Source organism: Streptomyces mobaraensis NBRC 13819 = DSM 40847, assembly GCF_017916255.1.
Classification (GTDB): domain Bacteria; phylum Actinomycetota; class Actinomycetes; order Streptomycetales; family Streptomycetaceae; genus Streptomyces; species Streptomyces mobaraensis.
This window is the reverse complement of sequence record NZ_CP072827.1, coordinates 5,831,815-5,856,249: the sequence shown is the minus strand read 5'-3', so window position 1 is coordinate 5,856,249 and position 24,435 is coordinate 5,831,815. Positions and strand designations below refer to the sequence as shown.

25 protein-coding genes are annotated in these 24,435 nt (G+C 74.5%); 16 read left to right on the top strand and 9 right to left on the bottom strand.

Features of this window, described 5'->3' with window-relative positions:
* Positions 1 to 216: 216 nt before the first annotated feature.
* A complete protein-coding gene (locus J7W19_RS25320; RefSeq protein ID WP_004950813.1) occupies positions 217 to 1,029 on the top strand; it encodes a helix-turn-helix transcriptional regulator in 813 nt (270 codons plus the stop codon).
* A 36-nt stretch (positions 1,030 to 1,065) separates the two neighbouring features.
* Here J7W19_RS25320 and J7W19_RS25315 read toward each other — a convergent pair whose 3' ends face one another.
* The 4 genes from J7W19_RS25315 to J7W19_RS25300 form a co-directional block, all read right to left on the bottom strand.
* The gene (locus J7W19_RS25315; RefSeq protein WP_004950814.1) at positions 1,066 to 1,599 is read right to left on the bottom strand and encodes a methylated-DNA--[protein]-cysteine S-methyltransferase; all 534 of its coding nucleotides are present in this window, start codon (positions 1,597 to 1,599) and stop codon (positions 1,066 to 1,068) included.
* 12 nt (positions 1,600 to 1,611) lie between these two features.
* The gene (locus tag J7W19_RS25310; protein WP_210455381.1) at positions 1,612 to 3,168 is read right to left on the bottom strand and encodes a DNA-3-methyladenine glycosylase 2 family protein; all 1,557 of its coding nucleotides are present in this window, start codon (positions 3,166 to 3,168) and stop codon (positions 1,612 to 1,614) included.
* Between the two features lie 323 nt (positions 3,169 to 3,491).
* Positions 3,492 to 4,610: a ribosome small subunit-dependent GTPase A gene (rsgA, locus tag J7W19_RS25305; RefSeq protein ID WP_004949411.1), complete on the bottom strand. Its 1,119-nt coding sequence runs from the start codon at positions 4,608 to 4,610 to the stop codon at positions 3,492 to 3,494.
* Between the two features lie 238 nt (positions 4,611 to 4,848).
* Positions 4,849 to 5,979 (bottom strand): YihY/virulence factor BrkB family protein, encoded by a 1,131-nt coding sequence (locus tag J7W19_RS25300; protein ID WP_004949409.1) that lies wholly within the window; start codon positions 5,977 to 5,979, stop codon positions 4,849 to 4,851.
* A 188-nt stretch (positions 5,980 to 6,167) separates the two neighbouring features.
* Between J7W19_RS25300 and J7W19_RS25295 the strand changes: the two genes are divergently transcribed.
* The 12 genes from J7W19_RS25295 to J7W19_RS25245 all read left to right on the top strand — a co-directional run bounded on the left by J7W19_RS25295 (position 6,168) and on the right by J7W19_RS25245 (position 16,852).
* Positions 6,168 to 6,854, top strand: a complete 687-nt coding sequence (locus J7W19_RS25295) for a GNAT family N-acetyltransferase (protein WP_004949407.1) — start codon at positions 6,168 to 6,170, stop codon at positions 6,852 to 6,854.
* Between the two features lie 90 nt (positions 6,855 to 6,944).
* Positions 6,945 to 7,028 (top strand): putative leader peptide, encoded by an 84-nt coding sequence (locus J7W19_RS33860; RefSeq protein ID WP_351506350.1) that lies wholly within the window; start codon positions 6,945 to 6,947, stop codon positions 7,026 to 7,028.
* Positions 7,029 to 7,271: 243 nt separating this feature from the next.
* On the top strand, positions 7,272 to 8,978 hold the full coding sequence (locus J7W19_RS25290) for a nitrite/sulfite reductase (RefSeq protein ID WP_004949406.1): 1,707 nt from the start codon (positions 7,272 to 7,274) through the stop codon (positions 8,976 to 8,978).
* A complete protein-coding gene (locus tag J7W19_RS25285) occupies positions 8,975 to 9,172 on the top strand; it encodes a hypothetical protein (protein WP_004949403.1) in 198 nt (65 codons plus the stop codon). Before J7W19_RS25290 ends, J7W19_RS25285 begins: the two co-directional genes overlap by 4 nt.
* Positions 9,159 to 9,857 (top strand): phosphoadenylyl-sulfate reductase, encoded by a 699-nt coding sequence (locus J7W19_RS25280; RefSeq protein ID WP_004949401.1) that lies wholly within the window; start codon positions 9,159 to 9,161, stop codon positions 9,855 to 9,857. Before J7W19_RS25285 ends, J7W19_RS25280 begins: the two co-directional genes overlap by 14 nt.
* A gap of 74 nt (positions 9,858 to 9,931) precedes the next feature.
* On the top strand, positions 9,932 to 10,465 hold the full coding sequence (cysC, locus tag J7W19_RS25275) for an adenylyl-sulfate kinase (RefSeq protein WP_004949399.1): 534 nt from the start codon (positions 9,932 to 9,934) through the stop codon (positions 10,463 to 10,465).
* Positions 10,462 to 11,379, top strand: coding sequence for a sulfate adenylyltransferase subunit CysD (gene cysD / locus J7W19_RS25270; protein WP_004949397.1), 918 nt, complete (start codon positions 10,462 to 10,464; stop codon positions 11,377 to 11,379). The genes cysC and cysD overlap by 4 nt, the downstream gene beginning before the upstream one ends.
* 2 nt (positions 11,380 to 11,381) lie before the next feature.
* Positions 11,382 to 12,746 (top strand): sulfate adenylyltransferase subunit 1, encoded by a 1,365-nt coding sequence (locus J7W19_RS25265; RefSeq protein WP_004949395.1) that lies wholly within the window; start codon positions 11,382 to 11,384, stop codon positions 12,744 to 12,746.
* A 436-nt stretch (positions 12,747 to 13,182) separates the two neighbouring features.
* A complete protein-coding gene (locus J7W19_RS25260; protein WP_004949393.1) occupies positions 13,183 to 14,304 on the top strand; it encodes an aliphatic sulfonate ABC transporter substrate-binding protein in 1,122 nt (373 codons plus the stop codon).
* A 49-nt stretch (positions 14,305 to 14,353) separates the two neighbouring features.
* Positions 14,354 to 15,193, top strand: a complete 840-nt coding sequence (locus tag J7W19_RS25255) for an ABC transporter ATP-binding protein (protein ID WP_004949390.1) — start codon at positions 14,354 to 14,356, stop codon at positions 15,191 to 15,193.
* A complete protein-coding gene (locus tag J7W19_RS25250; RefSeq protein ID WP_004949388.1) occupies positions 15,180 to 16,085 on the top strand; it encodes an ABC transporter permease in 906 nt (301 codons plus the stop codon). Before J7W19_RS25255 ends, J7W19_RS25250 begins: the two co-directional genes overlap by 14 nt.
* Positions 16,082 to 16,852 carry a sirohydrochlorin chelatase gene (locus tag J7W19_RS25245; RefSeq protein ID WP_004949385.1) on the top strand — a complete coding sequence of 257 codons (771 nt, stop codon included), beginning with the start codon at positions 16,082 to 16,084 and terminating at the stop codon, positions 16,850 to 16,852. The genes J7W19_RS25250 and J7W19_RS25245 overlap by 4 nt, the downstream gene beginning before the upstream one ends.
* Before the next feature lie 45 nt (positions 16,853 to 16,897).
* Here the strand turns inward: J7W19_RS25245 and J7W19_RS25240 are convergent, their stop codons facing one another.
* Positions 16,898 to 17,392 carry a MarR family winged helix-turn-helix transcriptional regulator gene (locus J7W19_RS25240; RefSeq protein WP_004949384.1) on the bottom strand — a complete coding sequence of 165 codons (495 nt, stop codon included), beginning with the start codon at positions 17,390 to 17,392 and terminating at the stop codon, positions 16,898 to 16,900.
* Positions 17,393 to 17,489: 97 nt separating this feature from the next.
* On the opposite strand from J7W19_RS25240, the gene J7W19_RS25235 reads away from it, so the two are divergent.
* Complete coding sequence (locus tag J7W19_RS25235) at positions 17,490 to 18,329, top strand: NAD(P)H-binding protein (RefSeq protein WP_004949382.1); 840 nt, start codon at positions 17,490 to 17,492, stop codon at positions 18,327 to 18,329.
* Between the two features lie 154 nt (positions 18,330 to 18,483).
* Here the strand turns inward: J7W19_RS25235 and J7W19_RS25230 are convergent, their stop codons facing one another.
* Entirely contained in the window at positions 18,484 to 19,134 is a 651-nt protein-coding gene (locus tag J7W19_RS25230) for a LysE family translocator (RefSeq protein ID WP_004949380.1), read from the bottom strand.
* A 497-nt stretch (positions 19,135 to 19,631) separates the two neighbouring features.
* On the opposite strand from J7W19_RS25230, the gene J7W19_RS25225 reads away from it, so the two are divergent.
* Positions 19,632 to 20,510, top strand: coding sequence for a phosphotransferase enzyme family protein (locus tag J7W19_RS25225; RefSeq protein WP_040891199.1), 879 nt, complete (start codon positions 19,632 to 19,634; stop codon positions 20,508 to 20,510).
* Between the two features lie 37 nt (positions 20,511 to 20,547).
* Here the strand turns inward: J7W19_RS25225 and J7W19_RS25220 are convergent, their stop codons facing one another.
* Complete coding sequence (locus J7W19_RS25220) at positions 20,548 to 21,219, bottom strand: DUF4097 family beta strand repeat-containing protein (RefSeq protein ID WP_004949377.1); 672 nt, start codon at positions 21,217 to 21,219, stop codon at positions 20,548 to 20,550.
* Positions 21,220 to 21,449: 230 nt separating this feature from the next.
* Between J7W19_RS25220 and J7W19_RS25215 the strand changes: the two genes are divergently transcribed.
* Entirely contained in the window at positions 21,450 to 22,223 is a 774-nt protein-coding gene (locus J7W19_RS25215; protein WP_004949375.1) for a GbsR/MarR family transcriptional regulator, read from the top strand.
* 39 nt (positions 22,224 to 22,262) lie between these two features.
* Here J7W19_RS25215 and J7W19_RS25210 read toward each other — a convergent pair whose 3' ends face one another.
* Together J7W19_RS25210 and J7W19_RS25205 are read right to left on the bottom strand one after the other, a co-directional pair.
* Positions 22,263 to 22,952: a 3'-5' exonuclease gene (locus J7W19_RS25210; protein WP_004949372.1), complete on the bottom strand. Its 690-nt coding sequence runs from the start codon at positions 22,950 to 22,952 to the stop codon at positions 22,263 to 22,265.
* A 165-nt stretch (positions 22,953 to 23,117) separates the two neighbouring features.
* Positions 23,118 to 24,356: an SAV2148 family HEPN domain-containing protein gene (locus J7W19_RS25205; RefSeq protein ID WP_004949370.1), complete on the bottom strand. Its 1,239-nt coding sequence runs from the start codon at positions 24,354 to 24,356 to the stop codon at positions 23,118 to 23,120.
* Positions 24,357 to 24,435 lie beyond the last annotated feature (79 nt).

Sequence of the window (24,435 nt, the reverse complement as noted above, 5' to 3'; positions counted from 1 at the left end):
AACCGGTCGTCGAGGCTGTCCTCCTCGGCGGCGGCGCCCGGACCGTCCGTGGTCCGGCCGTACAACTCCGCCCACCAGGCGTCCTCTTGTCCCTGATCCCCCAGCTGACTCATGCCCTTATTGTCCACACTGCTGGGCATACGGGAAGAGTGCACGCGGGGCCCCACGCGGCGATGATGGCGGGAGTCGCAACACGGTCGTGGGGAGGGGTGTCACGTGCCCGGTGCCATAGGTCCGGCCGCCGTCGGGGACCTGGAAGGCGGAAGAGCCGCAGGACAGCGCAGGCAGGAGCGGTCGGAGGACCCGTCGGGCGGCCCCGGCGCGGCCGTCGAGGCGGTGACCGGCGCGGCGGCCGTCGCCGACCGTCTGACGGGGCTGCGGCGGCGAGCCGTCGAAGAAGTGTGCGCACTGGTGAAGGACCGTCCCTGGGTTGACATCGGCCGCCCCTGGGTTGACACGGGCACCGGACACCCCGTCCGACACGGGCATCCCGTCCGTCACCGCACGGTCGTGGACCGCGCGGGGAGCCCCTTCCGCGTCCCCGCCCCCGCGGCCGGCGCTCCGCACCAGGTCCGGATCGCCGACCGCGTACCGGCCGACCTCTTCCTCGCGGACCGGAGGGAGGCGCTCCTTGTCCTCCCCTCCGGCAGCGCGGGCCCCGCGGCGCTCGTCGTCGGCGCGGGGGAACTGCTGGACTCGCTGACCGCTCTCTTCGAGACCGTCTGGCACGAAGCCCGCCCGCTGCCGCCCGTCGAGGACGCTCCTTTACCGCCCGTCTCCGACGTCCCGGACGCCACGGACCTGGCGGTCCTGTCGCTGCTCCTGTCGGGCCTGACCGACGCGAGCGTCGCCAAACAACTGGGGCTCGGGTTGCGGACGGTACAGCGGCGAGTGAAGCGGCTGATGGAACTGGCCGGGGTGACGACGCGGCTCCAACTCGGCTGGAAGGCGGCGGAGCGAGGCTGGACGGCGGGGGGCCCGGGGCCGTCGGGAGCGGCATGCCGACGGCCGTCGGTGGCACGGAGCTGAGCGGGCGCCCCCCCCTGTGCGCCCGCACAACCCGCCTCACATGCCGGGCAGCCCGTCCTGCACCGGCCGCTCCCCCGCCTCCAGCGCGAGCAGCAGGCGCTTGCGGTCCAGCCCGCCCGCGTAACCGGTCAGCGACCCGTCCGCGCCGATGACGCGGTGGCACGGGCGCAGGACCAGCAGCGGGTTGGCGCCGATGGCCCCGCCGACCGCGCGGACGGCCGCGCGGGGCGCGCCGACGCGGGCGGCGAGTTCGCCGTAGCTGGTGGTCGCGCCGTACGGGACGGCGTCGAGCGCGTCCCACACCCGGCGGCGGAACTCCGTCCCCTCGACGGCGTACTCGAGTGCGAACTCCTTGGCCCCGCCCGCGAAGTAGGCGGCGAGCTGGCGCCGGGCCTCGGCGAAGGCGTCGGGTGCGCGGTGCCAGTCGGGACGGACGGTGGCCCCGTTGGGCTGGCCCGGGACGGAAAGGGACACGAGGGCGGTGCCGCCCGGGGCGGTCACGGAGGGGCGGCCGGTGAGCAGCAGGGTGCCGAGGGGGCTGTCGATCTCGGTGTACAGCGTCGGAAGCATCGGGTGCCGTCCTTACTTCCCCGCAGCAGCGGGCGTGTGGTTCCAGAGGTGGTGCAGTGCGTACGAACGCCAGGGCCGCCAGTCGTCGGCGGCATCCGGACCCACGCCGAGGGCGGCGAGTCCGTGGCGCGCCCCGGCGTCGCCGGGGAGGAAGACGTCGGGGTCGCCGAGCGCCCGCATCCGGATGTAGCCCGCGGTCCACGGGCCGACGCCGGTCAGGGCGAGCAGCCGCCGTTCGGCGTCGTCGCGGTCGACACCCGGGTCGAGCCGGACGGTACCGTCGGCGAGGGCCGCCGCCGCCGTCCGCAGGGCGCGCCTGCGGGACTCCGGCATGCCCGGGTCGTCGGGGCCGTCGAGACCGGCCTCGGCGAGGACGCCGGGTTCCGGGAAGACGTGGGTGAGCGTGCCGTCGGGTACGGGGAGCGGGGTGCCGTGGGCGGCGACGAGCCGAGCCGCGAGGCGGGCCGCCGCGGCGACCGAGACCTGCTGCCCGAGCACCGCCCGGACGGCCAGTTCCTCCGCGTCCGCCGCCCCCGGTGACCGGAGGCCGGGCCGGGCGGCGACGAGCGGACGGAGCCGAGGGTCGGCGCCGAGGCGCTCCGCCACCGCGTCGGGATCGGCGTCCAGGTCGAAGAGACGGCGCATCCGCTGGACGGCGTTGGCGAGGTCGCGCAGGTCGGTGAGGTGCAGCCGGCAGGCGAGCCAGCTGCCCCGGGTGCCCTGGGAGCCCTGAGAGCCCCGGCCGCTCCGGCCGCCCGCGCGGCCGTGCCCGGCGGGCGGTTCCTGGACCTCGGCGATGCCGGTGCCGTAGGGCAGGCGCAGGGTGCGCCGGTAGACGCGGGCACCCGGGGTGCCCGTCACCTCCTCGACCCCGGTGATCACCCGGCGCTCCAGGAAGTCGAAGACTTCCCGCGCGGCGTACGGGCCCCGGTGGGCGAGCCGCAGCGGCACGCCCGCCGGGGTGGTGCCCTTGCCCGCGCGGAGCGGCTTGCCGGTCCTGGCCTGCGCCCGGAGCTCGCTCGGCGTCTGCGCGTAGATCTCGCGGATGGTGTCGTTGAACTGCCGCACACTCGCGAAACCGGCCGCGAAGGCGGTCTCCGTGACCGGCAGGTCCGTGGTCTGCAGCAGGACGCGGGCGGTGTGCGCGCGCTGCGCCCGGGCGAGGGCGACCGGCCCGGCGCCCAGCTCCTCGGTGAGCTGCCGGTGCACCTGCCGCTCGCTGTACCCGAGCCGCGCGGCGAGCCCCGCGACGCCCTCCCGGTCCACCACCCCGTCCGCGATCAGCCGCACCGCCCGGCCCACCAGGTCGGCCCGGATGTTCCACTCCGCCGACCCGGGCGCCGCGTCGGGCCGGCACCGCCGGCAGGCCCGGAACCCGGCGCCCTGCGCGGCCGCCGCCGACGGGTAGAACCGGACGTTGGCCCGCTTCGGCGTCACCGCCGGACAGCTCGGCCGGCAGTAGATTCCGGTCGTCGCGACGGCGAAGAAGAACTCGCCGTCGAAGCGGGCGTCTCTGCTGCTCACGGCTTGGTACCGGAGGTCGTCGGGGTGGGGTGCGGTCGTTGTCACGTGTTCCAGTGTGCGGGAGGGGAGGTGGGGGGACTGGCGGAAATCGGACGCGGGGTTGCCCCTCCGGGGAGGGTTGCCCCGGTCCCGCCCCTTCGCCGCTTCCTGGGGCTGCGCCCCAGACCCCCTTGTCGCGGCTTCGCCGCTCGTCCTCAAACGCCGGACGGGCTGATCAGTGCGCCCGGGCGCGACACTCAGCCCGTCCGGCGTTTGAGGACAACCGCGCGGAGCGCGGTTTCGGGGGTGCGGGGGCTTGCCCCCGCAAGAATCGGTGAATGGGGGTGCCCCCTCTGGGGGAGGGACCGGGGCACCCCCACCGAAACCGCCTAGCGCGAGCGCCCCCGCTTGCGCTCGACCATGTACGCCCCCTCCGCCCGCCGAAGCTTCCACTCCCGCCGCAGCTCCGCCCGCAGGCGCGCGTCCGTGCGGGCCGCGAGGCGCTGGTTCTCGCGGAGGAGCTTGCGGTAGCTGTCGAGGCGGCGGGGGCTCAGGCTCCCGTCCGAGATCGCCGCCGTCACCGCGCACCCGGGCTCGCTGTCGTGGCCGCAGTCGTGGAAGCGGCACTCCGCGGCGAGGGCCTCGATCTCGGAGAAGGTGCGGGAGACGCCGCCCTCGGCGTCCCAGAGGCCGACGCCCCGCAGCCCGGGGGTGTCGATGAGAACGCCGCCGCCCGGCAGGGGCAGCAGGTTGCGGGTGGTGGTCGTGTGGCGGCCCTTGCCGTCGCGGTCGCGGATCGCCTGGACGTCCTGGACGTCGGTGCCCACCAGGGCGTTGGCGAGGGTGGACTTGCCGGCGCCGGACGGGCCGAGGAGCACCGACGTGCCCCCGGACAGCACGGCGCCGAGCACGTCGACGCCCTCTCCCGTGGCCGCGCTGACGGCGAACACCTGGGCGCCCGGCGCGGCCGTCTCCGTGTCGGCGAGGAGGTGGCCGAGCGCGGCCGGGTCAGGCACCAGGTCCGCCTTGGTCAGGACCACGACCGGCTCGGCCCCGGACTCCCAGGCGAGCGCCAGGAAGCGTTCCACCCGGCCGAGGTCGGGGTCGGTGGAGAGCGGGACGGCGATCAGGGCCAGTTCCACGTTGGCGGCCAGGATCTGGCCCTCGGACCGCTGGGAGGACGTGGACCGCACGAACGCCGTGCGGCGCGGCAGCAGCGCCCGTACATGACCGGTCGTCAGGTCGACGGCCGCCCAGTCGCCGGTGCACATGATGCGGAGCGGGTCGCCCGTGGTGACGAGCGAGGTGTCGCCGTGGACGGTGCGGACGCCGTCGTCGGCGGTCCCGTCGGCGACGACGAGGTCGCAGCGGCCCCGGTCGACGCGGACGATCCGGCCGGGGGCGCAACCCTCGGCGGCGTAGGGGGCGAAGGCGTCAGCGAAGCCCTCGTCCCAGCCGTAGCGGGCGAGGGGGTGCTGCGGGGAATGCGTGGACGACTTGGAGGACAACGCGGTGTTCCTTCGGAAGGAGGGAGGTGAGAGTGGTCGATCGCCGGGTACGGGCCGTCGTGGCCGCCGTGGTGACAGTCATCCCGGGCTCACCTCCTGATTCCGCGCGCGGCATCGCTGCCGCGTCCTCCTGCCGCTCTGCCGCGGCCGTCGGGGGGACTCTAGGGCGCGGCGGGCCGCGCTCGCGAGCGATTTATCCGACCGCGCCGGCGCTCCCCCGAGCCGCCGACGCGCCCCTCTACCGCCTCCGGTGCTTGGCGTGTCGGGGCTCCCCCTTGGCCCCCTTGGCCGCCTTCCCCACCTTGTCCGACTTGTCCGACCGCACGTGCTGGAGCCGCGTCCGCACGTCCTCGGGCGGCAGGAACTGCGCCCACCGCTCCGGGAACTCCGACGGCGGCTCCCGGTCCCGCAGCCCGTCCTCCGAGTAGCCCTCGGGATCGTCCTCGTACTCGTGGACCATCGCCAGCGCCGCCCGCTCGGCCGCCACCGCCGCCGCGGCGGCCTTGCGGCGGTCCGCCTCGGCGCGGGCGGCGGCGGTGGTCACCGACGGCCAGACGCGGTCCATGGCCGCGTTGACCGCCGCGCCCACGAGCACCGCGAAGGCGGAGACGCCGATCCACAGCAGGACGGCGACCGGCGCCGCGAGCGAGCCGTAGATCGTCAGACCTTCCACCGTGTGGGTGAGGTAGATGCGCAGTAGGAAGCTGCCGATCACCCACATCGTGAGCGCGACGAGCGCACCGGGGATGTCCTCGCGCCACGGCGACCGCACGGGCACCGACACGTGGTACAGCGTCGTCAGGAAGGCGACGGACAGCACCAGGACGACGGGCCAGTAGAGCACCTGGACGACGCCGGCGCTCCACGGAACGATGTTCTCCACCGCCTCCGGCCCCACCACCATCAGCGGCATCACCACCGCCCCGATCAGCAGGGCGACGATGTAGAGCAGGAAGGCCAGCAGCCTGGTGCGGACGATGCCGCGCCGGCCCTCCAGCCCGTACATGATGGTGATGGTGTCGACGAAGACGTTGACGGCCCGCGACCCCGACCACAGGGCGATGGCGAAGCCGACGGAGACGATCTCGGGCCGGCGGGCGCCGTTCTGTACGTCGTTCAGCAGGGGTACGGTGATCTGGTTGACGCCGCGGTCCGACAGGACGGCCGAGGACGCCTTGATGATGTTGTCCTGGAGGCTCCTGATGGTGTGGGTGCCGGTCCAGTCGTCCAGGTACCCCAGCAGGCTCATGAAGCCCAGGAGCAACGGCGGCAGCGACAACAGGGTGAAGAACGCGGCCTCGGCGGCGAGGCCGGTGACGCGGTACTCCATGCAGGAATTGATCGTGTCCTTGAGGAGCAGCCACGCCATCCTCCGCTTCGACACATTTCGGTACAGGGCCCGGGCTCGGTGGAGCCGGCCCTTCCGCTGCCCCGGTGGTTCATTTGTTGCTGCCTGCACGCCCTAACCGTATCCGTCTCCGACCGGTCCGTTCATCCGCCGGACGGCCGTGCGGGGGCCACCCGGAACCCCCGCGGCACGCGTGGTTGGGTGAGGTCATGGACAACAGAACGACCCCGGTGACCACCTGGTCACTCCACATGACCGCACCGGACGCCCTCGTCCCCGCCGGCGCTCCCGGCCCGGGCCCCGATGTCCGCTTCGTCCGCTCCGAGGTGCCGTCGCCCGAGTTCAGCCGGTTCCTCTACACGGCCGTGGGCGGCGACCACACGTGGACGGACCGGCTGGACTGGCCGTACGCGCGGTGGCGCGCGTACCTGGACCGGCCCGGCGTGGAGACGTGGGTCGCGTACGACCGGGGGACGCCGGCCGGTTATGCGGAGCTGGCGCCCGGGGACCCCGGCCCCGAGTTCGGGGGCGCCGACGACGGGTTCGGGGGCGCCGGCCACGAGGACACCGGACGCGCGGCCTCCGTCGAGATCGTCTACTTCGGGCTGCTGCCCGCCTTCCGGGGCCGGCGCATCGGCGGCCATCTGCTGACCCACGGCGTCCGGCGCGCCTGGGACCTGGCCGAACGGTGGCCGGAGCTGCCGCCGACCCGACGCGTCTGGCTGCACACCTGTTCCAGGGACGGCGAGCACGCCATGGCCAACTACGAGCGCCGGGGCTTCACCGTCTTCGCGACGAAGACGGAGGACGAGCCGGACGTTCCGACCCCCGGCCCCTGGCCCGGCGCGCACCCGGCCGCCACCGACAGCCCTGACAGTCCTGACAGTCCCGCCTGACCATCATCAATATCTCATATATCAAGACAAGCCGTCTCACCATATGGCGAACAGTGGACTCCCCCCAAAAGCCCGTGCCACGCTGCCCTCATGTCACGAGCTGGAGTTGCCTTGGTGAGTCGGCGTCACGTCGACCTCGGCCGCGTGTCCAGCGCCATCTGTCCAGCGGGCTGACAGGCTCAGCACCACCGCTTCCCTGACCGCCGTCCCCGAAGGCGCGGACCGGCGGGCCCCACCCGATTCCGTCCGCTATCGGGTCGTCAGCCGCACCCTCCCCACCCTGCCGCTCGCCATACCCGCAGGTCAGCACCGCCATGCCGCCATACAGCGGCTGCGGCGGCCGGCCCGCGGCGCAGGTGTGCGTCCCGGGTGTGCGGCGCCGGCCCGGCGGGCGGACCTCCCGAAGGACAGAACGCCATGGCCGCCACCGCGCAACCCCCCGCAGCCGCCGCACCGGCGACACCCCGCCGCAAGGCCGGCCGCCACCGCGGCGAAGGCCAGTGGGCCGTCGGGCACTTCACCCCGCTCAACGCCAACGAGCAGGTGAAGAAGGACGACGACGGTCTCAACGTACGGACACGTATTGAGACGATCTACGCCAAGGCGGGCTTCGCCTCCATCGACCCCGCCGACCTGCGCGGCCGGATGCGCTGGTGGGGGCTGTACACCCAGCGCCGGCCCGGCATCGACGGCGGGAAGACCGCGGTCCTGGCGCCGGAGGAGCTGGACGACGAGTACTTCATGCTGCGGGTGCGGATCGACGGCGGCCGGCTGACCACCGCCCAACTGCGCGTGATCGGCGAGGTGTCACAGGAGTTCGCGCGCGGCACCGCCGACATCACCGACCGCCAGAACATCCAGTACCACTGGATCCGCATCGAGGACGTCCCCGAGATCTGGCGACGGCTGGAGGCGGTGGGCCTCTCCACCACCGAGGCGTGCGGCGACACCCCGCGTGTCGTCCTCGGTTCGCCGGTCGCCGGCATCGCCGAGGACGAGATCGTCGACGGCACCCCGGCCATCGAGGAGATCCAGCGCCGCTTCATCGGCAACAAGGACTTCTCCAACCTCCCCCGCAAGTTCAAGACGGCGATCTCGGGATCCCCGCTGCTCGACGTCGTCCACGAGATCAACGACGTGGCGTTCGTCGGCGTGCGCCACCCCGAACACGGCCCGGGCTTCGACCTGTGGGTGGGTGGCGGACTGTCCACCAACCCCAAGATCGGCGTCCGGCTCGGCGCGTGGGTGCCGCTGGAGGACGTGCCGGACGTCTTCGGCGGCGTCATCGGCATCTTCCGCGACTACGGTTACCGGCGGCTGCGCAACCGGGCCCGGCTGAAGTTCCTCGTCGCCGACTGGGGGCCGGAACGGTTCCGCGAGGTGCTGGAACGGGAGTACCTCGGCCGCCCGCTGCTCGACGGGCCCGCGCCCGAGCGCCCGGCGGAGCGCTGGCGCGACCACGTCGGCGTCCACCGGCAGCGCGACGGCCGGTACTACGTCGGCTTCGCGCCGCGCGTCGGGCGGGTGGACGGCAGCACCCTGACGAAGATCGCCGAGCTGGCCGAGGCCCATGGCTCGGGCCGGCTGCGGACCACCGCCGAGCAGAAGATGATCGTCCTCGACGTGCCGGAGGACCGGGTCGCGTCGCTGACCGCCGGTCTGGAGGCACTGGACCTCCGGGTCGCCCCGTCCCCGTTCCGGCGCGGCACGATGGCCTGCACCGGCATCGAGTTCTGCAAGCTGGCGATCGTCGAGACCAAGGCGCGCGGCGCGTCCCTCATCGACGAACTGGAGCGGCGGCTCCCGGAGTTCGACGAGCCGCTCACCATCAACCTCAACGGCTGCCCCAACGCCTGCGCCCGTATCCAGGTGGCGGACATCGGTCTCAAGGGGCAGTTGGTCACGGACGCGCGGGGGCGCCAGGCCGAGGGGTACCAGGTGCACCTGGGCGGGGCGCTGGGCCTGGAGGCCGGGTTCGGCCGCAAGGTACGCGGCCTCAAGGTGACGGCGGACGAACTCCCCGACTACATCGAGCGGGTGCTCCGGCGCTACCTCGCCGGCCGCGCGGACGGCGAGCGCTTCGCCGCGTGGGCGGCCCGGGCCGGCGAGGAGGAGCTGTCGTGAGCGAGCGCGCCGCCCCCTTCCACTGCCCGTACTGCGGCGACGAGGACCTGCGGCCCCACGAGGCGGGCCATGGCGCCTGGGAGTGCGCCGCCTGCAACCGCGCGTTCCAGCTGAGGTTCCTGGGGCTGCTGTCCCGAGGGATCTCCGGAGGAACGGACGGCCGGAGGAACGGAGGACCGGATGACCCGTCGTGAGCAGGCCGATCTCGAACGGCTCGCCCTCAGCGCCGGCCGCGACCTGGAAGACGCCCCCGCCGAGGAGATCCTCCGCTGGGCCGCGGACACCTTCGGCGACCGCTTCTGCGTCACCTCCTCCATGGAGGACGCCGTCGTCGCCCACCTCGCCTCCCGCGTCCGGCCCGGCGTCGACGTCGTCTTCCTCGACACCGGCTACCACTTCCCGGAGACCATCGGGACGCGCGACGCGGTGGCGGCGGTGATGGACGTCAACGTCATCACCCTCGCCCCGCCGCAGAGCGTCGCCGAGCAGGACGCCGCGTACGGTCCGGCGCTGCACGACCGCGACCCGGACCTGTGCTGCGCGCTGCGCAAGGTGGAGCCGTTGCGGGAGGGGCTGGCGGGGTACGACGCGTGGGCGACCGGGCTGCGCCGCGACGAGTCCCCGACCCGGGCCGCGACGCCCGTCGTCGGCTGGGACGCCCGGCGCGGCAAGGTCAAGGTCGCGCCGATCGCCCGCTGGACGCGGGACGACGTGGACGCGTACGTCGCCGAGCACGGGGTGCTCACCAACCCGCTGCTCATGGACGGGTACGCGTCCATCGGCTGCGCACCCTGCACCCGCCGGGTGCGGGAGGGCGAGGACGCCCGGGCCGGCCGCTGGGCGGGCCGGACCAAGACCGAGTGCGGGCTGCACGGATGACCGCGGGAAGCCACGCGCCGCACACGGCGTACCCACCGCACGAACCGAACCGACCGACCCCCTGGGAGAACAGGATGACGGGTGCCACGGTGTGGCTCACCGGCCTGCCGAGCGCGGGCAAGACGACGATCGCCCGCGCGCTCGCGGACCGGCTGCGGGCCGAGGGCCGCCCGGTGGAGGTGCTGGACGGCGACGAGATCCGCGAGTTCCTCTCCGCCGGCCTGGGCTTCTCCCGCGCCGACCGCGACGTCAACGTGCGGCGCATCGGCTTCGTCGCCCAGTTGCTCGCCGCCCACGGCGTCACGGTCCTCGTCCCCGTCATCGCGCCGTACGCCGACACCCGCGAGGCGGTGCGCAAACGCCACCAGGCGCTGGGCACCGGCTACTTGGAGGTGCACGTGGCGACGCCCGTCGAGGTCTGCTCGGCCCGGGACGTCAAGGGCCTGTACGCCCGCCAGGCCGCCGGCGAACTCACCGGACTGACCGGCGTGGACGACCCGTACGAGGTACCGGACGACCCCGACCTGCGCATCGACGCCCACGAGCGGACGGTGGCGGAGTCGGCGGACGCGGTGCACGCGCTGCTGGCGGGGAGGGGAGTGCTGTGACGGCTCGCGGCGACAGTCCGTACGCCCTGACGCACCTCGACGCGCTGGAGTCGGAGGCCGTGCACGTCTTCCGGGAGGTGGCGGGCGAGTTCGAACGGCCGGTGCTGCTGTTCTCCGGCGGCAAGGACTCCGTCGTCATGCTGCACACGGCGCTGAAGGCGTTCGCCCCGGCCCCGCTGCCGTTCGCGCTGCTGCACGTGGACACCGGGCACAACTTCCCGGAGGTGCTGGCCTACCGCGACCGCGTCGTCGCCCGGCACGGGCTGCGGCTGCACATCGCGTCCGTCCAGGAGTTCATCGACGACGGACGGCTGCGCGAGCGCCCCGACGGCACCCGCAACCCACTGCAGACCGTGCCGCTGCTGGACGCCATCGAACGGCACCGCTTCGACGCGGTGTTCGGCGGCGGCCGACGGGACGAGGAGAAGGCGCGGGCGAAGGAGCGGGTGTTCTCGCTGCGCGACGAGTTCGGCGGCTGGGACCCGCGCCGCCAGCGGCCGGAGCTGTGGGACCTGTACAACGGGCGGCACTCGCCCGGCGAGCACGTCCGCGTCTTCCCGCTGTCCAACTGGACCGAGCTGGACGTCTGGCAGTACATAGCCCGCGAGGGGATCGAACTCCCCTCCATCTACTACGCCCACGAGCGCGAGGTCTTCGCCCGGTCCGGGATGTGGCTGACCCCCGGCGAGTGGGGCGGCCCCCGGGACGGGGAGCGGGTGGAGAGACGCGTGGTGCGCTACCGGACGGTCGGTGACATGTCCTGCACGGGCGCCGTGGAGTCGGACGCCGCGACCGTCGACCGGGTCATCGAGGAGATCGCCGCCTCCCGGCTCACCGAGCGGGGCGCGACGCGCGCCGACGACAAGCTGTCGGAGGCCGCGATGGAAGACCGCAAGCGCGAGGGGTACTTCTGATCATGAGCATCGCCAGTATCGCCACGGAGCCGGCGGCCGCGACCTCGCTGCTCCGCTTCGCCACCGCCGGTTCGGTCGACGACGGCAAGTCCACCCTGGTCGGACGGCTGCTGCACGACTCCAAGTCGGTCCTGGCCGACCAGCTGGAGGCCGTCGAACACGCCTCCCGCGACCGCGGCCACGACGCGCCCGACCTGGCGCTGCTGACCGACGGGCTGCGGGCCGAGCGCGAGCAGGGCATCACCATCGACGTCGCCTACCGCTACTTCGCCACCGCCCGCCGCCGGTTCGTCCTCGCGGACACCCCCGGGCACGTGCAGTACACGCGCAACATGGTCACCGGCGCGTCCACCGCCGAGCTGGCCCTGGTCCTGGTCGACGCCCGGCACGGCGTCGTCGAGCAGACCCGCCGGCACGCCGCGGTGGCCGCGCTGCTGCGGGTCCCGCACCTGGTGCTCGCGGTGAACAAGATGGACCTGGTGGACTGGTCCGAGGCCGTCTTCGCCCGGATCGCCGAGGAGTTCACCGCCTACGCGGGCTCGCTCGGCGTCCCCGACGTGACCGCGATCCCGGTGTCGGCGCTCGCGGGCGACAATGTGGTGACGCCCTCGGCCCACCTGGACTGGTACGGCGGTCCGACCGTCCTGGAGCACCTGGAGACCGTCCCGGTGATCGCCGACCCCACCGGCGACCCGGCCCGGTTCCCCGTCCAGTACGTGATCCGCCCGCGGACCGCCGGCCACCCCGACTACCGCGGCTACGCCGGACGCATCGCCTCCGGCGTGCTGCGCGTCGGGGAGCGGGTGACCGTCCTGCCGTCCGGCCGGACGAGCACGATCACCGCGATCGACGCGCTCGGCACGCCGGTGGACGTGGCGTGGGCGCCGCAGTCGGTGACCGTGCGGCTCGCCGACGACCTCGACGTCGCGCGCGGCGACCTCATCGCCCCGGCGGCGGGCGCGCCGGAGCCGGTCCGGGACGTCGAGGCGACCGTCTGCCACGTCGCCGACCGGCCGCTGCGGGAGGGCGACCGGGTGCTCCTGAAGCACACCACGCGCACGGTGAAGGCCGTCGTCAAGGCGCTGCCGTCGCGCCTCGACCCGGCGGACCTCGCCCTGCGCCCGTCCCCCGGCGCCCTGGCCGCCAACGACATCGGCCGGGTGGTCCTGCGCACCGCCGAGCCGCTGGCCCTGGACGACTACGCGGTCTCCCGGAGCACCGGCGCCTTCCTGCTGATCGACCCGGCCGACGGAACGACCCTGACCGCCGGCATGGCGGGCCCGGCGTTCACGGCGGCGTCCGGGGGGTCCGGACGACCGGAGGCGGACGCTTCCGTCCCGGCTCCGGACGACGGCTGGGACTTCTGATGGCGACAGGCGGCGGGGGTGGCGCCCCGGGCGTCTTCGCGACCTTCGGACGCCTGGGCGGCCGGGTCGGCGGCGGGACGCTGGGCAGCGGCCGGGGCGGCGTCGCGCGATGTGCGGGCGGGCGGCCCGCACCGCACGCCGGGTGACGGCGGGCGGTACGGCGGGGGCCGCTCCGATCGCAGCCGGGTGGCGGGCGTGGCGGGGGCTCGTCCGTCACCCGGCGCCGCCCCGGAGGGTGCTCGGGGTGTGGCGACGACGGCCTCCACCCGTCGTCGCCGCACCCCGGGCACCACGCGTGCCCCGTGAACCTCCACACCCCGCACCGCCGTGCAACGCCGGTGCAACGTCCCCGCAACGCCCCTGCCGGAACCTCCTGTTCAAGCCCCCGCCGCGCCCCCACTCCTCCCCCACCGCCCCGCCGAGAGGAACCACCCGCATGCCCGCCTCCGCCCGCCGCCGACCACGCGCGGCCTCCCTCACCGCCGTCCCCCTCCTGGCACTGGCCCTCTCCCTCACCCTGGCGTCCTGCGGCTACGGCTCCGCGAAGGACGACACGCGCCCCGCCGGGCAGGCCGGCGAGGGCGCGGCGAAGCTGTCGGCCGACTCCGTGACCATCGGCTACTTCCCCAACATCACGCACGCGACCCCGCTGGTCGGCGAACAGGAGGGCATCCTCCGGAAGGAACTCGGCGGCACCAAGCTCAAGTCGACCACGTTCAACGCGGGCCCCTCCGAGATCGAGGCGCTCAACGCCGGTTCGATCGACATCGGCTGGATCGGCCCCTCGCCGGCGATCAACGGCTACGTCAAGGCCAAGGGCGAGAACCTGCGGATCGTCTCCGGCTCGGCCTCCGGCGGCGTCAAGCTCGTCGTCGATCCCAAGAAGGTCCGCACGCTCGACGACGTCAAGGGCAAGCGGATCGCCACCCCGCAGAAGGGCAACACCCAGGACGTCGCCTTCCTCAACTGGGTCGCGGGCAAGGGCTGGAAGGTCGACCCGGGGAGCGGCAAGGGCGACGTGTCGGTGGTGCGGACGGACAACAAGGTCACGCCGGACGCGTTCAAGTCCGGTTCGGTGGACGGCGCGTGGGTGCCGGAGCCGACGGCGTCGAAGCTGGTGTCCGAGGGCGGGAAGGTGCTGCTGGACGAGTCGTCCCTGTGGCCCGGCGGGAAGTTCGTGATCACCAACGTCATCGTGTCGAGGAAGTTCCTCGATCGGCACCCGGACGTCGTCGAGGCCGTGCTGCGCGGCTCGGTGCGCACCAACGCCTGGATCGCGGCCAACCCGGCGAAGGCGAAGGCGTCCGCCAACGCGGCGCTGAAGAAGCTGTCCGGCAAGGCGCTGCCGGCCGACGTCCTCGACCCGGCGTGGGCGTCCATCCGGACCACCGACGACCCGCTGGCGGCCACGCTGCGGGCCGAGGCCGACCACGCGGTCGCCGCCGGCCTGCTGGACAAGCCCGATCTGTCGGGCATCTACGACCTCGCTCCGCTCAACAAGGTCCTCAAGGCCGAGGGCCGGCCACCCGTCGACGCGGCGGGGCTCGGCCGGCAGTAGGCGGAACGCCACGTCCCCGCACCACCCGACCGCACACCAGGAGGTCCGGATGGCCCCGACCACGACCCCCACGACCACCACGAGCACCGGCACGGCCGGCACCCCGCCCGCACCGGCCGGCGACGCGCCGCCGGCCGTCCGGATCGACCGCGTCCACAAGAACTTCGGCCGGTCCGGCGACGGGCGGCCGGTCCTGGAGGACATCACGCTCGACGTCCGCCCCGGGGAGTTCGTCTGCCTGCTGGGGGCCAGCGGCTGCGGGAAGTCCACGCTGCTGAACCTGGTCGCCGGGCTGGACCGGCCCACCGCGGGCACCATCGACGTGCCCGGCGGCCGGCCGGCGTTGATGTTCCAGGAGCACGCCCTGTTCCCCTGGCTGACGGCGGGCCGCAACATCGAGCTGGCGCTGCGGCTGCGCGGCGTGCCCCGGGCCGACCGGCGGGCGGAGGCCGAGCGGCTGCTCGACCTCGTCCGCCTGGGCGGCGCGCACCGCAAGCGGGTGCACGAGCTGTCCGGCGGCATGCGGCAGCGCGTCGCCCTCGCCCGGGCGCTGGCGCAGGACAGCCGGCTGCTGCTGATGGACGAGCCGTTCGCCGCGCTCGACGCCATCACCCGGGACGTGCTGCACCACGAACTCACCCGGATCTGGTCGGAGGCGCCGGCGTCGGGGTCCGCGCTGTCGGTGCTGTTCGTCACGCACAACGTGCGCGAGGCGGTCCGGCTGGGGCAGCGGGTCGTCCTGCTGTCGTCCCGGCCGGGCCGGGTGGCGCGGGAGTGGACGATCGGCATCCCGCAGCCGCGCCGCATCGAGGACGCGGCGGTCGCCGACCTGTCCGTGGAGATCACCGAGGAACTGCGTGGGGAGATCCGCCGCCATGGCAAGCACTGAGACCGCCTCCTCCGGGACCGCCGTCTCCGGGACCGCCTCCTCCGACCTGGCCGGGCTGGAGGCCGGGCTCGACGCCCTGGACGCCGTCCCGGTCGAACGGCCGCCGCTGCGGCGGGTGCTGCTGCACAAGGTGCTGCCGCCGGTCACGGCCGTCGTGCTCGTCCTCGCCGTCTGGAAGCTGCTGGTCGTCGCCGGGGTCACCGCGGACTACAAGCTGCCCGACCCCTCCGCCGTCTGGCACAGCCTGCGCGAACTCTGGCTCCAGGGGACGCTGTTCGACATCATCTGGACCAGCGTCTCGCGCGGCCTGCTCGGCTTCCTCGCCGCCCTCGCCCTGGGCACCCCGCTGGGCCTGCTGGTGGCGCGCGTGCCCTTCGTCCGGGCGGCCCTCGGCCCCATCCTCTCCGGCCTCCAGTCGCTGCCCTCGGTGGCGTGGGTGCCGGCGGCGGTCATCTGGCTGGGGATCACGGACGCGGCGATGTACGCGGTGATCCTGCTGGGCGCCGTCCCGTCCATCGCCAACGGGCTGGTGTCCGGCATCGACCAAGTGCCGCCGCTGTACCTGCGGGCCGGCCGCACCCTGGGCGCGACGGGGGCCCGGGGCGCACGCCACGTCCTGCTGCCGGCGGCACTCCCCGGCTACATCGCCGGCCTCAAACAGGGCTGGGCGTTCGCCTGGCGCTCCCTGATGGCGGCCGAACTCATCGCATCCTCACCGGATCTCGGCCTGGGGCTGGGCCAGTACCTGGAGAACGCCCGCACCGACTCGGACATGCCCGGGGTGCTGCTCGGCATCCTGCTGATCCTCTTCGTCGGCATCGCCATCGACCTGGCGGTCTTCAGCCCCCTGGAACGCCGGGTGCTCCGCACGCGCGGGCTGGCGGCGAAATGACCGGCACGCCCCCCGCGCTGCTCCTGGTCGCCCACGGCAGCCGCGACCCGCGCCACGCGGCGACCGTCGCCGCCCTGCGCTCCCGGGTCGCGGCCCGCCTCCCGGGCGTACGCGTCGCGGCCGGCTTCCTGGACCTGCGCACGCCCGACGTCCCGACGGCCCTCGCCCGTCTGGCGGAGGACGGGGTACGGACGGCGGTGGCCGTACCGCTGCTGCTGACGCACGCCTTCCACGCGTCGACGGACATCCCGGACGTACTCCGCACCGCCACACCACGTGAGCTGACGGTCCATCAGGCGCCGGTGCTGGGCCCGTCCCGCCTCCTCCTCTCGGCCCTGGAAAGTCGTCTGCGCGAGGCGGGCGTCCCCGCGCACGCCCGTCGCACCACGGGCGTCGTCCTGGCCGCCGCCGGCTCCTCCGACCCGGCGGCCACCGCCACCGTCGAAGCCCTGGCCCGCACCTGGCAGGCCACCGGCTGGCACACCGTCCACCCCGCGTACGCCTCCGCCACCGGCCCCCGCACGGAAGACGCCGTCCGCGCCCTCCGCGCCGGAGGCTGCCGACGCGTCGCCGTGGCCCGCTACATGCTGGCCCCCGGCCGCCTCCCGGACCGCGTCGCCGCGAGCGCCGCCACGGCGGGCGCCGACGCGGTCACGGAACCGCTGGGCGCGGCGCGGGAGGTGGTGGCACTGCTGGTGCGGCGGTACGAGGCGGGGGTGGCCGGCACGGCCGCCGGGGTGGCGACGGGCGTACGCGCGGCGGCTTAGCCGGGGCGGAGGGCGTGTCGGCCGGTTCCGGGAGGCGAGCGGCGCTCAGGCCCGGCCCGCCGCCTCCCCCCGCAGCCGTTCGGCCTGGGCGCGGCCCACCTCCGAGGCGCGGCGGAGATAGTCGCCGATGACGGCGAGCTGGTCGTCGGTGTAGCCGGCCAGCACTTCGCCGAAGGCCCGGCTCGGCTCGTCCCACGCGGCGCGGACGGTGGCGAGGGACCCGGGGGCGAGGGAGACGAGGGCGCGGCGGCGGTCGGTGGGGTCGGTGTGGCGTTCGGCGAGGCCGGCCTTGACGAGGCGGTCGACGAGGCGGGTGGCGGAGCCGGGGGTCAGGCCGGTGAGGCGGGCGATCTCTCCGGTGCACAGCGGGCCGTCCTGCTCGTCCAGGACGCCGAGGCACTGGAGGTCGGTGGGGTGCAGGCCCAGGTGGTCCGCCAGCGCCTGGTTGAAGAGGGTCCACACCGCGTAATGGCCGCGGCTCTCCGCCTCGATCCGCGCGAGCAGCTCGGCGCGCTCCGGCGCGCGGCCTTCGTCCGCCATGGAAATCCCCTTGCGTTGGTCGATCTTTGCGCGACACAATCTTTGTGCGGCGCATATTTCATGTGCCTCACCATGCTACGGAAGGCTCTCCTCCACCATGACCACACTCGTCACCGGCGGCCGCGGGCGCGTGGCCCGGGCCCTCGTCGACCTCCTGTGCGCCGACGGCCGTCCGGTCCGCGTCGCCTCGAACGCCCCCGAGCGGCTCGAACTCCCGGACGGCACGCCCACCGTGCGGTGCTCGCTCGGGGAGCCGGAGACGTTCCCCGCCGCCCTCGACGGGGTGACGTCGGTGTTCCTCTACGCGCAGGCGTCGCACGCCGACGCCTTCCTCGCGGAGGCGGAACGCGCCGGAGTGGAGCACATCGTCCTGCTGTCGTCGACCGCCGCACTGGTGCCGGACGACGTCCGGAACCCGATCGCCGACATGCACCGGGACGCCGAGCGGGCGCTGGCGGCGTCCCCCATCCTCTCCACCGCGCTGCGGCCGGGAGGTTTCGCCACCAATGCGCTCGGGTGGGCCCACGCCATCCGCTCCGAGGGCGTCGTCCGCCTCCCCTACCCCGAGGCGCACTCCGCCTCCATCCACGAGCGGGACATCGCCGAGGCCGCCCACGCGGTGCTCACCTCCGCGGCGCATCGCGGCACCGGGCACACGCTCTCCGGCCCGGAATCGCTCACCTTCCGCGAGCAGGTGGAGCACATCGGGCGCGCCGTGGGCCGGACCCTGACCGTCGAGACCGTGAGCCCGGAGGAGTGGAAGCGGTCGGTCTCCGCCTTCATCCCGGAGGAGTACGCGGACACGCTGCTTGACGCGTGGCGGGCCACGGACGGTGTTCCTGACGCGGTCGCGCCCGGCGTCGAGCTGCTGACCGGGCGTCCGGCCCGTACGTTCGCGACCTGGGCCGAGGAGCACGCGGCGGACTTCACCGCCTGAGCGGGAACGGCGCCCGACGGGACAGGGGCGCCCTATCCCGCGTCGGGCGGGCGGGCGCTCTCAGCACGGGCACCCCGGGCGGCCGGGCCTCTTGGCTCCCCGCCTCCGGGCATCCGGGCATCCGGGCGCAGGCTTCGCCCCGCCGGGACGCCCGTCAGGCCGACTCGACGGCCGTCCCGATGCCCAGCACCAACAGCACGCCGCCCGTGGCGCGTTCCAGGTTGCGGTGGACGCGCGGCCGGCGCAGCCAGGCCATGAAGCGGGTGGCGCCGAAGGTCACGAGCAGCAGCCAGGCGGCGGCGATGACCGCGTCGATCGCCCCGAAGAGGAGGGTCGTGGCGAGCGGGGACGCGCCGTCCGGCAGGAACTGCGGGGCGACGGCGACGAAGAAGACGCCGACCTTGGGGTTGAGCAGGCAGCTCAGGACGCCCTGCCGGAAGGCCGCGCCGGCGCCGAGCGCCCCGGGCGCGTCGCCCTCGCGCAGCAGGGCGGGCGGCGGCTCCTTGGACAGGGCGACGGCACGGCGCTGCGCCCAGAGCGCCTGGGCGCCGAGGAAGACGAGATAGGCGGCGCCGGCGAGTTTGACGAACGTGAACGCCGCGTCCCACCGCTGGAGCGCCGCCGCCAGACCGAACGCGGCGGCCACCCCCCAGCCGAGCGACCCCACGGCCGCCCCGAGGCCGGTGGCGGCACCCGCCCGACGGCCGCCGCGCAGGCAGTTGCGCAGGACGAGCACGAGGTCGGGGCCGGGAGAGACCGTCACCAGGAGGGAGAAGAGGGCGAAGCCGAGTATCGCGGTCGTCATGCAGCGCTCCAGTCACACACGTCGGTGATCGGAGCCTAATGCGGGCCGGGCGGACGGGCGCCGGCAATTCTCCGCGGGCGCCGGCAATTCTCCGCGGGTGCCGCCGGTGACGGAGGTGGCCGCCGTGCCCCGTGGGGGTGAGGCACGGCGGCCGAGGGGACCGTACCAGGCGGTCGGTACCCCGCGCGTCCGATCGCCGGCGGCCGGCCGGGGCGTCCGCCGGTCGCGGGCGCGTCCGACGCGGGCAACGGTGGCCATTCCGCCGCGTCCACACCTCATACGGCCTCCTGCGCGCCGCGTGCCCGCCTCGGCGATCCGTCCGCGGGGACGGACGTTCGACGGCCGACCGCCCCGGCGGGCGGTTGCCGGTGCGGGCCCCGGCACCGGCAGGCGGCAGAATGCCCGGGGACACCCCTCGCCGGAACGCCGGGCGCCGAACGCCCGCCCCACGGACCAGAGGGGACGGAACGAGAGCGAGGGTGCGGACGGTGGCCGACGTGTCGGAGGCGGCATTCACGGAGCGGCGGGCGCGCGCCCTCCTGGCGCGGGCCGGGGTGGCGGCGCCCACGGCGCGCGACGCGACGCTGCTCGCCCTGGGCGAGAACGCGGTGTTCGCGACCGGCGGGCTGGTGGTGAAGGTCGGGCGGCACGCCTCGCTCGCCGACCGCGCGCGCCGTGAACTGCGCGTCGCCACGTGGCTGGCGGAGAGCGGCGTCCCGGCCGTGCGGCCCGCCGAGGCGGAGGTGGCACTGGCGGACGGGCACCCGGTGACGTTCTGGCACCGCCTCCCCGACGCCGTCCGCCCCGCGGCCCCCGAGGACCTGGCCGGGCTCCTCCGGCTCGTCCACGCCCTGCCCGCCCCGGACTTCGGCCTGCCGCCGCGCGAACTGCTCGACGGTGTCGAGCGCTGGCTGCTGCTGGCCGGCGAGGCGATCGACCCGGCGGACGCGGCGTACCTGCGCGAGCGGCGCGACGGTTTCGCCGGGGCCGCCGCCGCGCTCGTCCCGCACCTCCCGCCGGGCCCGGTGCACGGCGACGCGCTCCCCCGCAACGTCCACGTCGGGCCGGACGGGCCCGTCCTGGTCGACCTGGAGACCTTCGCCGCCGACCTGCGCGAGCACGACCTGGTCGTGATGGCGCTCAGCCGCGACCGCTACGGCCTCGACCCGCGGGCCTACGACACCTTCGTCCGCGCCTACGGCTGGGACGTCCGCGAGTGGGACGGCTGCGCGGTGCTGCGCGGGGCGCGTGAGACGGCCAGTTGCGCCTGGGTCGCCCAGCACGCGCCGGGCAATCCGGCCGCGCTGGCCGAGTTCCGGCGCAGGGTCGCGTCGCTGCGCGACGGCGACCCCGCGGTGCGCTGGCGGCCCTTCTGACGGCCGGCGGCAGGCGCGCGCTCCGCCGGACACGGCGTCAGACACTGCGCGCGGTGATGTCACCGTAGGAGGTGGTCGCGCGGATCCTCAGGGCGGCGTCCGCGCCCTCGCTGTTCTTGAGCGCGTTGTGGATCCGGCCGTAGGCGGTGCCCGCGTCCAGCGACGCGGAGACGCCGCGGGCCGCGCCGACCGACACCTCGCCGGCTTCGGTGTGCAGCACGACCGTGCCGCGCACCGCCTCGGCGACTCGGAGGTCGCCCTTCCGGGTGCTGATCTCCGCGTCGCCGCCCAGGCGTCCGACCGTGACGTCACCGGCCTGGAGGACGAGGCGGGCGCTCGCGGCCTCGTCGAGCTTGACCTCGCCCCGCGCGCTCTCGAAGGCGACGTCGCCGAGCCGTCCGACGCCCCGGAGTTCACCGTCGGCGGTCTTGGCGTCGACCCGGGAACCGGCGGGCAGTCGGACGGTCACCTCGGCCGATCCGGAGCTGCCCAGGACCGGGCTCTTCGCCGGCTCGGCCGTGATCCGCAGGACTCCGTCGTCGTAGGTGACCGCGATCCGCTCCGCGGCCTTGACGTCCCGGGCCTTGGAGGCGTCCGCGGGCAGCACCTCGACCACGGTGTCGGCCCGGTCGGCGGCGATGAACCGGACGCGGCCCGCGGGGATGGCGAGGACGGCGGAGATGGGGGCGGGGGTGGCGAACTTCTGCACGGTGGTCTCCTTGCTCGATCTCTTTCCGACGAAGGAAACGCTACGTTGCATTTACGAACCTCACAACGACATTGTTGCAGCAACTCCTCATTTACGCAGGTCAATCGGGGTAAATCATTGCAACGATCCTGACAGGTAACGCAACGTCAGCCCTCCTCTCGTTGCAATGAGATGAAGGCGAACGCTATGGTGGCGGCTTCCCCGGGACCAGGACCGCGAAGGAGGACGAGATGCCGGGAGGCAGGCTCACCCAGCAAGAACGCCGGCAGATCGCGCTGGGCCTGGCCGACGGCCTCGCCTACGCGGAGATCGCCCGCCGTCTCGACCGTCCGACCTCGACGGTCACCCGCGAGGTGATGCGCAACGGCGGCCCCACCGCCTACCGCGCCGACCTGGCCCACCGTGCCACCGAACACCGCGCCCGGCGGCGCGGACCGGCCGCGCCGCGGGCCGCGGAGGCGCCCCCGCAGCTCCACGGACGCGACGCCGAGGCCGTGCGCGCGTACGAGGAGACCTTCACCACCGTCCTCATGGCGTCGGGCGTACCCAGGATGATGGCCCGGGTGCTGGCCTGCCTCACCCTCACCGACTCCGGCAGCCTCACCGCCGCCGAACTCGTCCGCCGCCTCCAGGTGAGCCCGGCTTCCGTCTCCAAGGCGGCCGCGTTCCTGGAGAGCCAGGGCCTCATCCGCCGGGAGCGCGACCAGGGCCGCCGGGAGCGCTACACCGTCGACGACGACGTCTGGTACCAGTCGATGACGGCCAGCGCCCGCGCGCTCGCCGGGCTCGTCGGGACCGCGCGGGAGGGCGTCGGCGTCCTCGGCTCCGACACCCCGGCCGGCATCCGCATGGAGAACATCGCGCGCTTCCTCGACTTCGTCTCCGAGAGCACCTTCCGCGCCGCCGAGCAGGCCCGGGAGGTGCTCCACACGAAGCCGCGACCGGCCCGGGAGCAGGACCTCCCGGCCGAGCCCGACGACGCGCCCGGCAGCCACAGCCGGTAGCCGGCAGCCGCCCGGCGGGGGCTGCCCCGCTCCCCCGCCCTACCGCAGCGGCCACTTCCCGTCCACCACGGCCCCCTCCTGCCCCTGCCTCCGCAGCCACGCCTGGTAGCCCGCGGCCCACTCGCCGTACCAGCGCACCTGGCTGCGGTGCAGGTCCGCCAGGTCGGCCTCCGCTATGCCCGGGTGCCGCTCGGCTATCGCGCGGGCGACCCGTACCGCCGCCAGGGCGTCGGCGCCCGCCTCGTGGGCGGCGTCCAGGACGACCCCGTACTCGGCGCAGACCGCGCCGAGAGTGCGGCGCCCCTTGCGGTAACGGTCGACGGCGCGGTCGATGGTGAGGGGGTCGACGACCGGGCCGAGGCCCTCCGGCAGCAGCGGCGGCAGGCCGTACCGGCGGAGCTCGGCGGCGAGCAGGCTGAGGTCGAAGGCGGCGTTGTAGACGACGACCGGGGTGCCCGCCGCCCAGTGCGCGGCCAGGGTCCGCCCTATCTCCGCGACCACCTCGTAGGCGGGCCGGCCCTCCGCCGCCGCCCGTTCCCCGGTGATGCCGTGGATGGCGGCAGCCTCGGCCGGGATCGGTACGCCGGGATCGGCGAGCCAGCTCCTCCGGCCCACCGGCTCACCGGCCTTGGTCTCCACGACGGCCGCCGTGACGATCCGGGCCTCCGCCGGATCCGTCCCCGTCGTCTCCAGGTCGAACCCGACCAGCAGCTCCCCGTGCCAGCCCATGGCACATCCCCCCTCGGTGGTGCTTTCCCCGTTGGAAGAACAGCCTCGCACGAGGCACTGACAACGGGCTGAGACCGCGTCATACCGGCCGGCGGACAAGGGAGCGCCGAGCGCGAGGCTCCAGGCGAGGGGTTCCGCACAGCGGGGCCCCGGCGCGGCGAACCGTCAGGAGACCGGCCGCGAGTCCTGCCAGACCCCTTCGAACTCCTCGCGATAGGTGTCGAACAGCCCGTGCTCGTCCGGTGCCTGCGCCCGTACCTCGGCGCGCCGGCCGCCGCGCAGCACCAGCACCGGCGCCTCCATCCCGCGCGCCTTGCGCAGATAGGGCTGGACCACGGCGAGCCCGTCAGGCCCGTCGCCGTTGACGAGGTAGGCCGTGAAGCGCGGGGTCTCGTCGAAGACGCGGATCTCGAACGCGGTCGGGTCGGACAGCCGGTCGCGCACCCGCCGCATGTGCATGATGTTCATCTCCACGGACCGGCTCATCTCGCCCTTCTTCAGGCCGAGCTCGCGCTCCCGGCGGCGGACCGCGCTGCTCGCCGGGTTGAGGAAGAGGAGCCGCGCCCGGCAGCCGTGCTCGGCGAGCCGCACCAGCCGGCGCCCCGAGTAGTTCTGCACCAGCAGGTTCAGGCCGATGCCCACCGCGTCGAGGCGGCGGGCGCTGCCGAACAGGTCCTCGACGGGCAGCTGCCGCTGGAGCCGCACCCGGTCCGGGTGGACGCCGACGACGTCCGCGTACCGGTCGCCGACCAGATCCTCGACCGCGTCGACGGGCAGCCGGTCCACGGAGTGCCCGCCGGGTCCGCTGCCGAGGATGTCCAGGAGCCGGGCGGACGCCCGTTCCGCCTGGTCGAGGACGGTCCGGGAGAGGGCGCGGTTGCGGGAGACGACGTTCCGGGTGACTTCCAGCTCGTCGAGGGCCAGTTCGAGCTCGCGCCGGTCGTCGAGGTACGGCTCGAAGCACGGCCAGTGCTGGACCAGGAGCTCCCGCAGCTGGGGCAGGGTGAGGAAGCTGAGGACGTTGTCGTCGGCGGGGTCGAGGAGGTAGCCCTTGCGGCGGCTGACCTCGCGGACGGCGACGGCCCGCTGCACCCACTCCTGGCCGGCGGGGCCGGCCGCGGCGACGACCCACTCGTCCTCGCCGTGCACCGGCTCGTACACCGGCCGCAGCACGGCGGCGACGACGGCGCGCAGCCGCTGCTCCACCAGATTCAGCCAGATGTAGGCGCGGCCGGCGCGGCGGGCGCGGGTGCGCACCTCGCTCCACGCGGCGGCGTCCCAGTCCAGCTCCGCCCCGATCTCGCCGGGGCGCACCAGCGAGACGGCGCCGAGGGGTGTACCGCCGGGCGCTTCCTCCCCCGCGTCGCCGTCCGCAGGGGGCAGCTCCAGCCCGCCCGAGCTCACCAGTCCACCGCCTTCCGCCCCCCGTTCAATGATCAAGGCAGACTACTGCGCCCGCGGGAGCCGGCGCACACGCCCCGGT